This is a genomic window from Halomonas pelophila (assembly GCF_040196315.1).
In the GTDB taxonomy this organism is placed as follows: Bacteria; Pseudomonadota; Gammaproteobacteria; order Pseudomonadales; family Halomonadaceae; genus Halomonas; species Halomonas pelophila.
Genome location: NZ_JBEGCI010000005.1, coordinates 125,537 through 139,355 on the forward strand (window position 1 = coordinate 125,537; position 13,819 = coordinate 139,355).

General features: G+C 68.9%; 10 protein-coding genes. 5 read left to right on the forward strand and 5 right to left on the reverse strand.

Features of this window, described 5'->3' with window-relative positions; all coding sequences use genetic code 11:
• Positions 1-21 precede the first annotated feature (21 nt).
• Positions 22-1,266 carry a ribonucleotide-diphosphate reductase subunit beta gene (locus ABE957_RS07110; RefSeq protein ID WP_349757975.1) on the reverse strand — a complete coding sequence of 415 codons (1,245 nt, stop codon included), beginning with the start codon at positions 1,264-1,266 and terminating at the stop codon, positions 22-24.
• A gap of 85 nt (positions 1,267-1,351) precedes the next feature.
• The gene (locus tag ABE957_RS07115) at positions 1,352-4,255 is read right to left on the reverse strand and encodes a ribonucleoside-diphosphate reductase subunit alpha (RefSeq protein WP_349757976.1); all 2,904 of its coding nucleotides are present in this window, start codon (positions 4,253-4,255) and stop codon (positions 1,352-1,354) included.
• A gap of 357 nt (positions 4,256-4,612) precedes the next feature.
• On the opposite strand from ABE957_RS07115, the gene ABE957_RS07120 reads away from it, so the two are divergent.
• Entirely contained in the window at positions 4,613-5,326 is a 714-nt protein-coding gene (locus tag ABE957_RS07120; protein ID WP_349757977.1) for a winged helix-turn-helix domain-containing protein, read from the forward strand.
• 3 nt (positions 5,327-5,329) lie between these two features.
• A complete protein-coding gene (locus ABE957_RS07125) occupies positions 5,330-6,946 on the forward strand; it encodes an ATP-binding protein (protein ID WP_349757978.1) in 1,617 nt (538 codons plus the stop codon).
• Here the strand turns inward: ABE957_RS07125 and ABE957_RS07130 are convergent.
• Positions 6,933-7,847 carry a LysR family transcriptional regulator gene (locus ABE957_RS07130; RefSeq protein WP_349757979.1) on the reverse strand — a complete coding sequence of 305 codons (915 nt, stop codon included), beginning with the start codon at positions 7,845-7,847 and terminating at the stop codon, positions 6,933-6,935. The genes ABE957_RS07125 and ABE957_RS07130 overlap by 14 nt on opposite strands.
• Before the next feature lie 103 nt (positions 7,848-7,950).
• Between ABE957_RS07130 and metE the strand changes: the two genes are divergently transcribed.
• The 3 genes from metE (at position 7,951) to ABE957_RS07145 (ending at position 12,035) form a co-directional block, all read left to right on the forward strand.
• A complete protein-coding gene (gene metE, locus ABE957_RS07135) occupies positions 7,951-10,257 on the forward strand; it encodes a 5-methyltetrahydropteroyltriglutamate--homocysteine S-methyltransferase (protein WP_349757980.1) in 2,307 nt (768 codons plus the stop codon).
• Positions 10,258-10,550: 293 nt separating this feature from the next.
• The gene (locus tag ABE957_RS07140) at positions 10,551-11,306 is read left to right on the forward strand and encodes a COG3650 family protein (protein WP_349757981.1); all 756 of its coding nucleotides are present in this window, start codon (positions 10,551-10,553) and stop codon (positions 11,304-11,306) included.
• Between the two features lie 120 nt (positions 11,307-11,426).
• Positions 11,427-12,035, forward strand: coding sequence for an FMN-dependent NADH-azoreductase (locus ABE957_RS07145; protein WP_349757982.1), 609 nt, complete (start codon positions 11,427-11,429; stop codon positions 12,033-12,035).
• Between the two features lie 83 nt (positions 12,036-12,118).
• On the opposite strand, the gene ABE957_RS07150 is transcribed toward ABE957_RS07145, so the two are convergent.
• Together ABE957_RS07150 and ABE957_RS07155 are read right to left on the reverse strand one after the other, a co-directional pair.
• Positions 12,119-13,186 (reverse strand): metal-dependent hydrolase, encoded by a 1,068-nt coding sequence (locus tag ABE957_RS07150; protein ID WP_349757983.1) that lies wholly within the window; start codon positions 13,184-13,186, stop codon positions 12,119-12,121.
• Between the two features lie 84 nt (positions 13,187-13,270).
• Entirely contained in the window at positions 13,271-13,810 is a 540-nt protein-coding gene (locus ABE957_RS07155) for a DNA-3-methyladenine glycosylase I (RefSeq protein ID WP_349757984.1), read from the reverse strand.
• Positions 13,811-13,819: the final 9 nt, after the last annotated feature.

The window sequence follows — 13,819 nt, forward strand, 5'->3', positions numbered from 1 at the left end:
ACAAGGGCCAAATTCTTCCTATCAATCCCAGCTCAGCGCGCCGCCCACCTGGTACTCGGTGACGCGGGTCTCGAAGAAGTTCTTCTCCTTGCGCAGGTCGATGATCTCGCTCATCCACGGGAAGGGGTTCTTCGCGCCGGGGAACTGCTCCTTCAAGCCGATCTGGGCCAGGCGGCGGTTGCAGATGAAATGGAGGTACTCCTCCATGATCGCCGCGTTCATGCCCAGCACGCCGCGGGGCATGGTGTCCCGGGCGTAGGCGATCTCGAGCTCGGTGCCCTCGAGGATCATCTGGGTGACCTCGTCCTGGAACTCGGCCGTCCACAGGTGCGGGTTCTCGATCTTGATCTGGTTGATCATGTCGACGCCGAAGTTCAGGTGCATGGACTCGTCGCGCAGGATGTACTGGAACTGCTCGGCGACGCCGGTCATCTTGTTGCGGCGACCCATGGAGAGGATCTGGCTGAAGCCGCAGTAGAAGAAGATGCCTTCGGTCACGCAGTAGAAGGCGATCAGGTTGCGCAACAGCTCCTGGTCGGTCTCCGGGGTGCCGGTGTTGAAGTCCGGGCGGGAGAGCGACTGGGTGTGCTTGAGGCTCCAGGCCGACTTGGCGGCGACGGAGGGCACCTCGCGGTACATGTTGAAGACCTCGCCTTCGTCCATACCCAGCGACTCCACGCAGTACTGGTAGGCGTGGGTGTGGATCGCCTCCTCGAAGGCCTGGCGCAGCAGGTACTGGCGGCACTCGGGGTTGGTGATCAGACGGTAGAGGGCCAGCACCAGGTTGTTGGCGACCAGCGAATCCGCCGTGGAGAAGTAGCCCAGGCTGCGCTCGACGATGCGCCGCTCGTCCGCGGTGAGGCCTTCGGCGCTCTTCCACAGGGCGATGTCGGCGTTCATGTTCACTTCCTGGGGCATCCAGTGGTTGGCGCTGCCGTCCAGGTACTTCTGCCAGGCCCACTCGTACTTGAAGGGCACCAGCTGGTTGAGGTCGGCGCGCGCATTGATCATCTGCTTGTCGTCGACCTCGATGCGCGCCGCGCCCATCTCGAGCTCCTCGAGACCGGCGGCCACGTCGAGCTCCTCCAGCGAGCGCTTGGCACGAGCCATGCGGTCCTCGTCGGCGACCTGGTAGGCGCCGGCGCTCTCCGCCACCGCTTCCGGGGCGGGCGCGGGCTCTGGCGCCGCTGCCGGGGTGGGCTTGGCCGCGGCCGGCTGCTCGGCCACCGCGCTGTCGTCTTCGTGAAATTCGTCCCAGTTCAGCATGTCGTGTTCCTCGATGTGTCGTGGGGCCGGAAGGCCTGCGGGGCCTTCCGGGCTTGTCAGGGGGATCGGCGCTCGCGCCGCGGCGTTACTGGCAGGCCTCGCAGCCCAGCTCGTCAATCTCGCCCGCGGAGGGCGCCCGGGAACCGCTGCCGCTCTTGCCGGACAGGAAGTCCTCGACGCCGCGCGCCTCGGGCTTGGCCTGCGGGCTCGGCGCCGGAGCCGGCGCGGCGCCCGGCGCGGCGTTGCTCACCGCGTTGAGAGTGCCGCGCTCCACGGTGGACTTCTCCACCGAGGTGGCGCCCAGGGCGCGCAGGTAGTAGGTGGTCTTCAGGCCGCGGAACCAGGCCATCCGGTAGGTCACGTCGAGCTTCTTGCCCGAGACGCCCTGGATGTAGAGGTTCAGCGACTGCGCCTGGTCGATCCATTTCTGGCGACGCGAGGCGGCCTCCACCAGCCACTTGGGCTCGACCTCGAAGGCGGTGGCGTAGCGGGCCTTGAGATCGGCCGGCACGCGGTCGATGGGCTGCACGCTGCCGTCGTAGTACTTGAGGTCGTTGATCATCACCTCGTCCCACAGGCCGCGCTCCTTGAGGTCGTTGACCATGTAGGAATTGACCACCGTGAACTCGCCGGAGAGGTTCGATTTCACGAACAGGTTCTGGTAGGTGGGCTCGATCGACTGCGAGACGCCGCAGATGTTGGAGATGGTCGCGGTCGGGGCGATGGCCATGACGTTGGAGTTACGCATGCCCTGCTCGGCCAGCTTCTCGCGGATGCGCGACCAGTCCTGAGTCTGCGAGGTGTCGACCTCGATGTACTGCTCGCCACGCTCCTGCTTCAGTTTCTCGATGGAGTCGATGGGCAGCACGCCCTGGCTCCACAGCGAGCCCTCGTAGCTCTGGTACTGGCCGCGCTCGGCGGCAAGATCCGAGGAGGCCTCGATGGCGTGGTAGCTGACCAGCTCCATGGAGCGGTCGGCGAATTCGACGGCGTCCTCGGAGGCGTAGGCGATGCCGTGGGCGTAGAGAGCATCCTGGAAGCCCATGATGCCAAGCCCCACCGGGCGGTGCTTGAGGTTCGAGTTCTTGGCCTGGGGCACTGCGTAGTAGTTGATGTCGATGACGTTATCGAGCATCCGCACCGCGGTGCGCACGGTCTTCCTGAGCTTCTCGCCGTCGAGCTCGCCGTCGGTCATGTGCTGGGCGAGGTTGACCGAGCCCAGGTTGCAGACCGCGATCTCGTCGACCGAGGTGTTCAGGGTGATCTCGGTGCACAGGTTGGAGGAGTGCACCACGCCGGCGTGCTGCTGGGGGCTGCGCAGGTTGCACGGATCCTTGAAGGTGATCCAGGGGTGGCCGGTCTCGAACAGCATCGAGAGCATCTTGCGCCACAGGTCCTTGGCCTTGACCCGCTTGAAGAGCTTGAGCTGACCGTTGCGGGTCATCTCCTCGTACTCCTGGTAGCGCTGCTCGAAGGCCGCGCCGTACAGGTCGTGGAGGTCCGGGCAGGTGGCCGGCGAGAACAGCGTCCACTCCTCGTCGTCGAAGACGCGCTTCATGAACAGGTCCGGCACCCAGTTGGCGGTGTTCATGTCGTGAGTGCGGCGACGGTCGTCGCCGGTGTTCTTGCGCAGCTCCAGGAACTCCTCGACGTCGAGGTGCCAGCTCTCGAGGTAGGCGCAGACGGCGCCCTTGCGCTTGCCGCCCTGGTTGACGGCGACGGCGGTGTCGTTGACCACCTTGAGGAAGGGCACGACGCCCTGGGACTTGCCGTTGGTGCCCTTGATGTAGGAGCCCAGTGCGCGCACCGGCGTCCAGTCGTTGCCGAGACCGCCGGCCCACTTGGAGAGCATGGCGTTGTCGCGGATGGCGCTGTAGATGCCGTCGAGGTTGTCGGGCACGGTGGTCAGGTAGCAGCTGGAGAGCTGGCTGCGCTGGGTGCCGGCGTTGAACAGGGTCGGCGTGGAGGCCATGTAGTCGAAGCTGGAGAGCAGCTCGTAGAACTCGATGGCCCTCGCCTCGCGGTCGTCCTCGTTGAGCGCCAGGCCCATGGCGACGCGCATGAACATCACCTGGGGCAGCTCGTAGCGAACATCATCACGGTGGATGAAGTAGCGGTCATAGAGGGTCTGCAGGCCCAGGTAGGTGAAGGCGTTGTCGCGGGTGTGGTCCAGCGCCGCGGCCAGGCGCTCCAGGTCGAACTCGGCCAGCGCCTCGTCGAGCTGCTCGAACTCGATGCCCTTCTCGATGTAGGCCTTGAAGGCCGGCGCATAGAGCTCGGCCATGTCGCTGTAGGTGGCCTCCTCGGCCACCCCCAGGAAGGAGAGCGCCTCGCGGCGGATGCTGTCCTGCAGCAGGCGCGCGGTGACGTAGGTGTAGCTCGGGTCCTTCTCGACCAGGGTGCGCGCTGTCATGGTCAGCGCCTGGGAGACGCCGTCGGCGCTCACGCCGTCGTAGAGGTTGCGCACCGAATCGTCGACGATCTTCTGCGGCGCGGTGTTGGGCAGGTCCGAGCAGGCCTCATAGACCAGGGTCTCGATTCGGCCGAGATCCAGCGGACGGGTGCTGCCGTCGGGCAGGGTGATGTTGAGGCTCGGGTGGGGCTTCTGGATATCGTCACCGGCGGCGGCGCGGGCCCGGGCGTGCTCCTCGCGGTAGAGCACGTAGGCGCGGGCGACCTTCTGCTCACCGCCGCGCATAAGCGCCAGCTCGACCTGGTCCTGGATGTCCTCGATGTGCAGGGTGCCGCCGTCGGGCATGCGGCGCACGAAGGCGTGTTCGATCGCCTCGGTGGACTGGCGGACGAAGTCGCGAACCCGGGAGGAGGCCGCGGCGTTGTCGCCCTCCACGGCGATGAAGGCCTTGCTCATGGCCACGGCGATCTTGTCGGCATCGAAGGGCATGACGTCGCCGTTGCGCTTGATGACGCGCAGGGCCTTGGGTGCGGTGACGGAAACGGACGACTCGTCCGGTGTGACATTGGTATCCATGGCGCCGGGTCCCTGACTCGGTGAAACGTGTGGTGAAGGCCGTCGCTCGGACGACGGTTGACAGCTGTGGGTGTGATTGCTAGAGGCACATGATGTAGTGTTCGTGCCGGATCGAGGCACAAGATAGTGTGCTTTCTCGGCTTCATCAAGTGGATAACCTGTGGATGGGCTGTGACCTTCCGTGGGGTAGAATTGGGCCTCTCGCCAGGCCCCGTGGTTGGGCCCGGCGACACCTCCTGTCGCCATATGGCGACGGGAAGGCGAGAACCCGGTTTTCGGGTATCCTTCAGGCAAAGGCGTCGGCTCCCGACCCCGGGAGCCCGCACCGCTCACCTGCTCGCCAGGATGGAATAGAGGATGGACGACAGCTTGCAAGCCCAGGAACTGGATCACGTGCTGATCATCGAGGACGACGAGCGATTGGCCGGGCTGACCCGCGATTACCTGGAGGCCAACGGTTTCCAGGTCACGGTCGAGGCCGACGGCGCCCGCGGCGTCGAGCGGATCCTCTCCCTGCAGCCGGACCTGGTGATCCTCGACCTGATGTTGCCCGGCGAGGACGGTCTGTCGATCTGTCGCCGGGTGCGCAGCGACTACGCCGGCCCGATCATGATGCTGACCGCCCGCACCGACGACATGGATCAGGTGCTGGGACTCGAGATGGGCGCCGACGACTACGTGCCCAAGCCGGTGCAGCCGCGGGTGCTGCTGGCGCGCATGCGCGCCCTGCTTCGACGCGCCGAGCCGGGGGCCGCCGGCGAGGAGACGCGCCTGACCTTCAGCGACCTGGTGATCGACAACGCGACCCGCGAGGCGTGGCTCGACGGCGAGCGTATCGACCTGACCAGCGCCGAGTTCGACCTGCTGTGGCTGCTGGCCAGCAACGCCGGCCGGGTGCTGACCCGCGAGGAGATCTTCGATCGCCTGCGCGGCATCCGCTACGACGGCCAGGACCGCTCCATCGACGTGCGCGTCTCGCGCATTCGCCCCAAGATAGGCGACGATCCCAACCAGCCGCACCGCATCAAGACGGTGCGCAGCAAGGGCTACCTGTTCGTCAGGGATGGCTGAACCATGCGTCGGATGCTGGCCGACAGCACCTTCCTGCGCGTCTATGTGCTGCTGGCCCTGGCGCTGCTGCTGACCTTCGGCCTGGCCCTGCTGGGGCTGGCCCTGGTCGACCAGGTGCGCCGCGAGCACTATCGCGAGCAGCTGGTCGAACCGCCCATGCGCGTGCTGACCCGCTGGGTCGAGTCGCTGCCCGAGGCGCAGCGCGAGGCGTGGCTGTTGCAGCGCTCCGAGCAGCTCGACATGACCCTGCGGGTGGTGCCGGTCAAGGCGCGCTCCCTGAACTACTTCTCGCGCACGCGCCTGCGGGAGGGCCGCGTGCTGGTGATGCCCCGCGAGGAGAACGGCTGGCGGCTCTGGCATCTGCTGGCCGACCAGCAACAGCTGCTCGAGGTGGACGTGGCGACCCTCAGCGAGCAGCAGCTGCGCGGGCTCACCGAGCTCTTCGCCGAGTGGCTCGTCCAGGTGCCCCCCGGCGAGCGCCAGGCGCAGCTCGAGCGCATGGCCGGCGACGCCATTCCCCTCGAGCTGCTGGTCACGGCCCCCGAGGGACTGGATACCCGACAGCTGGTGCGCCTGGCGGACGGCGAGGTGGTCATCCGGCTGATCCCGGGGCGCCTCTCCATGGCGATGTATCGCCTGCTGCCCAACGGCGGTCCCCGGGCGAGCTGGCTTGCCATCGGCCCGGTGAAGGCCTTCGAGCCGCTGCCGCTTCCGCTGCAGCTGACGCTGCTGATGCTGCTGCTCAGCGTGCTGGCGGCGATCATCTACCTGATCGTGCGCGGCGTGGAGGCCCGCATGGCGCGCCTCGAGCTCGCCGCCACGCGCATCGCCGGCGGGCGCCTGGATACCCGGGTCAAGGTCGAAAGCGGTGACTTTCTGGGGCGGCTGGGGATGGCCTTCAACGGCATGGCGGCCCAGGTGCAGTCGCTGCTGCGCGCCCAGCAGGACATGATTCGCGCCGTCTCCCACGAGCTGCGCACCCCGGTGGCGCGCATCCGCTTCGCGGTGCAGATGGTCGAGGACATGACCGATGATCCGGCCATCCGCCGCCAGCTCGAGGGTGTCGACGGCGATATCGCCGAGCTCGACGAGCTGATCGACGAGATCCTCACCTACGCCCGGCTGGGCAGCGAGACCGCCAACGGCGCGGAGCTAGAGACCTCGCTGGTCGACTGCCGCGCCATGGCGCGACGCGTCATCGAGGCCCTCAGGTCGCTGCACGGCGATATCCGCATCGAGCTGGTCGAGGGGCCGGAGGTGGAGATCCAGGCCGAGCCCCGCTACCTGCAGCGCGCCCTGCAGAACCTGGTGGCCAACGCCTGCCGCCATGCCCGCAGCCGGGTGGTGATCCGCCTGCAGGGCGAGCCGCGACTGGTGCGCCTGGACGTGGAGGACGATGGCCCCGGCATCCCCGCCGCGTCGCGCTCCGAGGTCTTCAAGCCCTTCGCCCGTCTCGACGACAGCCGTACGCGGCGCTCCGGCGGCTACGGCCTGGGGCTCTCCATCGTGCAGAAGATCATGGCCTGGCACGGCGGCAGCGTGGTGCTGGATGCCAGCGCCGACCTGGGCGGTGCCCGCTTCACCCTGCTGCTGCCGCGCCGCTTGCCTACGCCGGCCTGATCCCCTCCAGCACCGCGAAGGAGGTCTCCCGGGCGGTGCGCAGGAAGTCCTCCATCCAGGGCGCGTCGCGGGTCTCCTCGCGGATCGCCGCGAACAGCGTGCTCCACACCCCCTTCTCGCCCAGCGCCACGGCCTTCACGTAATCGCGCTCCCGGTACTCGGTCAGCGCCCAGTTGGGCAGCGCGCACACGCCGCGGCCGCTGGCGACCAGCTGCATCATCATGATCGTCAGCTCGGCGGTGCGCACCTCCTTGGGGCGCACCCCGGCGGGGTCGAGGAACTGGGTGAAGACATCCAGGCGCGAGTGCTCCACCGGGTAGGTGATCAGCGTCTCCTCGGCGAGGTCTGCCGGGGTGACGAAGGGCTTGCTTGCCAGCAGGTGCTGGCGCGCCACCGCCAGGAGCCCCTCGTAGCGGAACAGCGGCTCGTAGTGCACCCCCGGCAGCGGCTGGGGGTCGGCGGTGATCACCAGGTCGAGCTGCTCGCGGGCCAGCGCCGGCAGCGGGTCGAAGTGGTGGCCGCCGGGAATGTCGATCTCCACCTCCGGCCAGTGGTCGCGGAAGTGATCGACGGTGGGCATCAGCCACTGGAAGCAGCTGTGGCACTCGATGGCCATGTGCAGCCGGCCCTGCTCGTTGCCGGCCAGGCGCGCCAGGTCGCGCTCGGCCATGCGCACCTGCGGCAGCACCTGCTCGGCCAGGGTCAGCAGGCGCAGGCCGGCGCGGGTGAACTCCACCGGCCGAGTCTTGCGCAGGAACAGCGGGCTGCCCAGGCGCTCCTCCAGGTCCTTGATCTGGTGGGAGAGCGCCGACTGGGTCAGGTGCACGCGTTCGGCCGCCTCCACCAGTGAGCCGGCATCGCGCAGGGCGACCAGGGTGCGCAGATGGCGAAGTTCGAGCATGGGAGTGAGCCTGATTCATCTTTAAGATGTGAAAGTTTAGTTTGATTCACCTCCCATGGCCAGCGAGACTCACCACCATCATTCATGAAGAAAGGATGTCATCATGACGATGGCTCATATTGCCGGCTATCCGCGCATCGGCGCGGATCGCGAACTGAAGCGTGCCACCGAGGCCTACTGGCAGGGCAGCCTCGACCGCCAGGCCCTGGAGGCCACCGGGCGCGAGCTGCGCCTGGCGAACTGGGCGGACCAGCGCGCGGCCGGGCTCGACCTGGTGACCGTGGGCGACTTCGCCTTCTACGACCAGGTGCTCGACGTCTCGGTGATGGTGGGGGCGGTGCCGGCGCGCTTCGCCGCCGAGGACGAGGTGGCCCGCGGCGAGGTGGATCTCGATACCGCCTTTCGCATGGCCCGGGGCCGAGCCCCCAGCGGGACGCCGGCCGCGGCCTGCGAGATGACCAAGTACTTCGATACCAACTACCACTACCTGGTGCCGGAGCTGCATCCCGGGCAGCGCTTCCGGCTGGCCAGCGCGCGGCTGTTCGACCAGGTGGAGGAGGCTCACGCCGCCGGCCACCCGGTCAAGGTGGCGTTGACCGGCCCGCTGACCTGGCTGTGGCTCGGCAAGGGGCGCGGCGACGTGCCCGAAGACTTCGATCGCCTGACACTGCTCGACGGCCTGCTCGACGTCTACGCCGAGATCCTCCAGCGGCTGGGCGGGCAGGGCGTCGACTGGGTGCAGCTTGACGAGCCGGCGCTGGTGCAGGACCTGCCGCTCGCCTGGCGCCAGGCCTATGAACGCGCCTACCACCGCCTGCAGGCCGCCCCGGTCAAGCTGCTGCTGGCCAGCCCCTTCGGTGGTCTCGGCGAGAACCTCTCCCTGGCGGTGAGCCTGCCGGTGGCCGGCCTGCACATCGATGTGGTGCGCGCCCCGGACGAGCTGGAGGCGGTGCTCGACCGCCTGCTGCCCCACAAGGTGCTCTCGGTGGGGGCGATCGACGGGCGCAACGTCTGGCGGGCCGACCTGGCCCTGTGGCGCGAGCGCCTGGCGGTGGCGCGCATGCGCCTGGGCGAGCGGCTTTGGATCGGCACCAGCTGCTCGCTGCTGCACGTGCCGGTGGATCTCGAGGCGGAAACCACCCTCGAGCCCGAGCTGAAAAGCTGGCTGGCCTTCGCCCGCCAGAAGCTGGATGAGGTCGCCACCTTGGCCCGCCTGCTCGACGGCCGCGCCGACGCCGCCGACCGCGAGCGCATGGAGGCCGCCAGCCGCGCCCTGCAGGCGCGCCGCGAGGCGAAGCGTCTGCATCGCCCCGAGGTGGCCGAGCGGTTGGCCGGCGTCAGCGACGACGATGCGCGGCGCCGGCGGCCCTATGCCGAGCGCGCCGTGGCCCAGCAGCGCCATCTCGCCCTGCCGCTGTTCCCCACCACCACCATCGGCTCCTTCCCCCAGACCGACGAGATCCGCGCCGCGCGGCGCGCCTTCAAGGCCGGCGACCTGTCCCGCGAGGCCTACGAGGCGCAGATGCGCGAGGAGATCGCCGGAGCCGTGGCGCGCCAGGAGGCGCTCGGCATCGACATGCCGGTGCATGGCGAGCCGGAGCGCAACGACATGGTCGAGTACTTCGGCGAGCAGCTCGACGGCTTCGCCTTCACCCGCTTCGGCTGGGTGCAGAGCTACGGCACGCGCTGCGTCAAGCCGCCGATCCTCTTCGGCGACGTGGTGCGCCCGGCGGCCATGACGGTGCGCTGGAGCCAGTACGCCCAGTCGCTCACCGAGCGGCCGATGAAGGGCATGCTCACCGGCCCCGTCACCGTGCTGCAGTGGTCCTTCGTGCGCGACGACCAGCCCCGCGAGACCACCTGCCGGCAGATCGCCCTGGCGCTGCGCGACGAGGTGCTCGACCTCGAGGCGGCGGGCATCCGCGCCATCCAGATCGACGAGCCGGCGCTGCGCGAGGGGCTGCCGCTGCGCCAGGCCGAGTGGCAGGGCTATCTCGACTGGTCGGTGGCGTGCTTTCGGCTGACCTCGGCGGGGGTGCGCGACGAGACGCAGATCCACACCCACATGTGCTACGCCGAGTTCAACGACATCATCGCCGCCATCGCGGCGCTGGATGCCGACGTCATCACCATCGAGACCTCGCGCTCGGACATGGAGCTACTCGACGCCTTCCAGGACTTCGCCTATCCCAACGCCATCGGGCCCGGCGTCTACGACATCCACTCGCCGAACATTCCCGAGGTGGACTGGATGGTGGCGCTGATGGAGCAGGCCGCCGAGCGCATCCCGGTCGAGCGACTCTGGGTGAACCCGGACTGCGGCCTCAAGACCCGCGGCTGGGCCGAGGTGGAGCCGGCGCTCGCCAACATGGTGGAGGCGGCGCGGGTGCTGCGTCAGCGCCACGGCTGAGGTCTGTGCCCACAGCCAGCCGCCTTGACGAGGGGCGCCGGGGACAGGTCGGAGAGGGGGGCTTTTGCCAGGAACGGCAAAAGTAGCGCCCAGGGAAGGGTTCACAGCGCCCCCTCCGATGGTCCGACACTTCGGGACCTGTCGACGGAGCAGCCCCGCGTTGCTGATGGCTCCTGGCCCCATGACTGACGGCCGGGCGGCGCCAAGCCGTCCGGCGGCTGGTATCCTGGCGGTAACGAAAGCGCACGCCGCGTAAGCGCACGTCAAGGAATCGTCTGCCAAGGAGCCCTGCCATGTCCCGCCATGCCCCCCTTCGTCTCGCCCTGCCGCTGCTGCTGGCCCTGGGGCTGTCCGGCTGCGTCACCTACGTGAGCGCGCCGGCGCCCGAGCCGTCGCCGTCCTCCTCGAAGCAAGCCGACCCGGTGCAGGACGAGGCCTCGGCCAAGGCGCCGCTGCTGCCCTCGACGCTGTTTCCCGGCGAGGCCGAGACGCTGACCGCCTGGCGCTGCACCCCGGCTCAGGACCTGGTCACCGCCGCCACCAAGGAGGAGCTGCGGCTGTGGTCCGCCCAGGGGGGCACGCGTCTCGATCCCGCCGTGGTGGCCAGCGGCGCCCGCTACCAGCAGGGCGACCTGAGCTTCTGGAACAAGGGGCGGGAGGCGCTGGTCGAGAGCCAGCGCGGCCGGCTCGATTGCCGGGTCGACGTCACCCGGGACGCCCTGACCCGGCAGGGTCACCCCGGGGTGATGTTCCGCGGCCAGGGCAATGAGCCTGGCTGGCACGTGGAGCTCGCCAACGACGTCCCCGAGCTGACCATGACGCTGGACTACGGCAACCGGGAGGTGACCCTGCCTTACCGGGTGACCACCCTGGATAACGACGCCGGGCGGGTGATCCTGGCCAGCGGCCAGGCGGCGCGCCCCTTTACCCTGCGCATCGAGGCGAAGTCCTGTTTCGACACCATGAGCGGCCGGCCCTGGCCGGCCCGGGTGACGCTGGCGCTCAACGATCAGGTCTACCGGGGCTGCGGTCAGGGCATCGCGCCCTGAGGCGGTGAGGGCGCTTCTTTCGTTTTTATCGAAAGAAGACGGCAGATCTTTGCGCTTTTCGTTGCACTCCGTGCACGTAGAATGGCGCCCATACACCGCTCACGGTTCAAGGAGATCGCCATGACTACCCGCGCCCTCGTTCTCACCTCGTCGATCCTCGGCGAGGACGGCCAGTCCATCGCCCTGGCCGAGCACTTTCGCACCCAGGCCGCCGGCCGCGACGGCCTCACGATTACCGCTCGCGACCTGGTGGCCGACGAGCTGCCGCACCTGACCCAGCCGGAGCTCGCCAGCTGGCAGGTGCCGGCCGACGAGCGAAGCGTCGATCAGCGTGCGCTGGCCGAGCGCTCCGACGCGCTGATCCGCGAACTTCACGAGCACGACGTCGTGGTGCTGGCCGTGCCGATGTACAACCTCGGCGTCCCGTCCCAGCTCAAGGCGTGGTTTGACCGCGTGCTGCGGGCCGGCGAGACCTTCCGCTATACCGAGAGTGGGCCCAAGGGGCTCATCGAGGGCAAGCGGGCGGTGATCCTGGCGGCCCGGGGCGGTCAGTATGCCGGCACCGCGATGGACAGCCAGACGCCGCACCTCAAGGGCATGCTGGGCCTGATCGGCATTACCGAGGTGGACGTGGTCTTCGCCGAGGGACTCGCCCTGGGCGAGACGCACCGCGAGGCGGCGCTCAAGGAGGCGAAGCAGGCCATCGAGGGGCTGGTGCAGGGCCTCTGACCGCTCAGGCGTCTGCTGGAAACCCGCGAACGGGGTGGCCGATGCCACCCCGTTCGCGTTCGTGGTCCCCGCACTTCAGCACATCAGCACGAACCGGGCGTGCCGACGAGCCACTGGCGGGAGACGAAGTCGCTGGTGCAGAGCCGGGGCTCCGGGCTCAAGAGACGCCCACTCAGTCGGGTCAGCGCCTGGCGGCGGTCTTGCCCGGCCGGGGCGAGCTGCTCGGAGACCGCCACCGGCCGCCAGTCGTCGCCCTCGCGGGTCGCGAGGGTAAAAGAGAAGGGGTGAAAGCCCGGGAAGCCGAGGCGCAGATCGGTGGCCACCAGGGTGTCGCGGCCATCGCGTTCGCGCACCTCATAGCGCAGGAAGGGCCCGGCGAACCAGTCGAGCCGCTGGCCGCGCCGGCTATCGAGCGCCGCCGCCTCCAGCTCGGCGCCGCGGGCATAAGTCTCGAGTAAGGGGGCGCTGTCGCCGTCGAACACGCCCACCAGGGCCTCGTGGTAGCGCGCGCCGTCGGCCACGGTGACTCGCCACAGCAGGATGTTGAAGGGCGTGGGCTGGATCAGCCGCGGGGCCTGCTCGAGGCCCCGCTCGGCCAGTGTCGGTTCGATGCGCGTCTCGACCAGCTGCCGGGCGCCCATGGCGAGCACCAGGTAGGCGCAGGCGATCGTCAGCCCCCAGGTCGCGGGGCGCGCCGCGCGGCCGCTGATCAGCGCCACGCCGACGCCCACCAGCAGCGGCAGGGTGTAGAGCGGGTCGATGATGAAGACGTGAGGCCAGGCCACGGGCGGCGCGCCAAGCGGCCACCACAGCTGGGTGCCGTAGGTGGTCAGGGCGTCGAGCAGCGGGTGGGTCAGCAGGATGAGTCCGAAGAAGGTCCCCCAGCGGGCAAGCGAGATGTCTCGCGCTTTCGCGAGGCGCGACGACAGTAGCGCCAGCGCGATGGCGAGCCCCGCCAGCACGAACAGCGAGTGGGAAAAGCCGCGGTGCTGGGTGACGTTGGCCACGGCGTCGCCGTAGTCGATGATCACGTCCAGATCGGGCAGGGTGCCCAGCGCCGCACCGATCAGCACCGCCTTGCGGCCCAGCCGCCGGCCGAGCACGGCGCCGCCGATCGCCGCGCCCAGCGCGGCCTGGGTCATCGAATCCATCGAGGGGTCTCCTTCGTCAGCGGCAGGCCCTTGCTGTGACGGCAAGGCGGTTCTGCGGTTCCCCGGGGCTTGCCGGGACTGGGCTCAATCGGGCCGGGCCCAGGCGGGCCCGGCGTCCAGGATGCGCGCCTGGACGGGGCAGTCGTCGCGATGGGCGCCGGACAGGTAGCCGCTGCTCATCAGGAGTTCGCCGACGATCTCGGGGCCGGTGAAGCGGAAGGTGCGCTTGAACAGGCGCACCCAGTCGCCGTGTTCGAGGGGATGATGGTGATCGAGCCAGGCCTTGAAGCTGCCATGCTCGGCACGCAGGGCCTGGACCACGCCGGCGTTGTGGATCGCCGCATCGACCTTCAAGCGGTTGCGGATGATGCCGGCATCCGCCAGCAGTCGAGCCCGCTCGGCTTCGCCGTAGGCTGCGACCCGGTCGATGTCGAAGCCCTCGAAGGCGGCCTGGAAGGCCGCGCGCTTCTTCAACACGGTCAGCCAGGAGAGCCCCGCCTGATTGATCTCCAGCACCAGGCGCTCGAAGAGGGCGCGATCGTCCTCCACCGGGAAGCCGTATTCGTGGTCGTGGTAGGGCCCGTGGAACGGATGCCCGGGGGCCAGGTCGCAGTAGTGGCTCATGCTGTCGCT

Excerpts from the sequence above, each read along its gene's own strand:
- ABE957_RS07120 (WP_349757977.1), top strand. The coding sequence starts at position 4,613 with ATGGACGACAGCTTGCAAGCCCAGGAACTGGATCACGTGCTGATCATC.
- ABE957_RS07115 (WP_349757976.1), bottom strand. The coding sequence starts at position 4,255 with ATGGATACCAATGTCACACCGGACGAGTCGTCCGTTTCCGTCACCGCA.
- ABE957_RS07130 (WP_349757979.1), bottom strand. The coding sequence starts at position 7,847 with ATGCTCGAACTTCGCCATCTGCGCACCCTGGTCGCCCTGCGCGATGCC.
- ABE957_RS07140 (WP_349757981.1), top strand. The coding sequence starts at position 10,551 with ATGTCCCGCCATGCCCCCCTTCGTCTCGCCCTGCCGCTGCTGCTGGCC.
- ABE957_RS07150 (WP_349757983.1), bottom strand. The coding sequence starts at position 13,186 with ATGGATTCGATGACCCAGGCCGCGCTGGGCGCGGCGATCGGCGGCGCC.
- ABE957_RS07110 (WP_349757975.1), bottom strand. The coding sequence starts at position 1,266 with ATGCTGAACTGGGACGAATTTCACGAAGACGACAGCGCGGTGGCCGAG.
- ABE957_RS07145 (WP_349757982.1), top strand. The coding sequence starts at position 11,427 with ATGACTACCCGCGCCCTCGTTCTCACCTCGTCGATCCTCGGCGAGGAC.
- ABE957_RS07125 (WP_349757978.1), top strand. The coding sequence starts at position 5,330 with ATGCGTCGGATGCTGGCCGACAGCACCTTCCTGCGCGTCTATGTGCTG.
- metE (WP_349757980.1), top strand. The coding sequence starts at position 7,951 with ATGACGATGGCTCATATTGCCGGCTATCCGCGCATCGGCGCGGATCGC.
- ABE957_RS07155 (WP_349757984.1), bottom strand. The coding sequence starts at position 13,810 with ATGAGCCACTACTGCGACCTGGCCCCCGGGCATCCGTTCCACGGGCCC.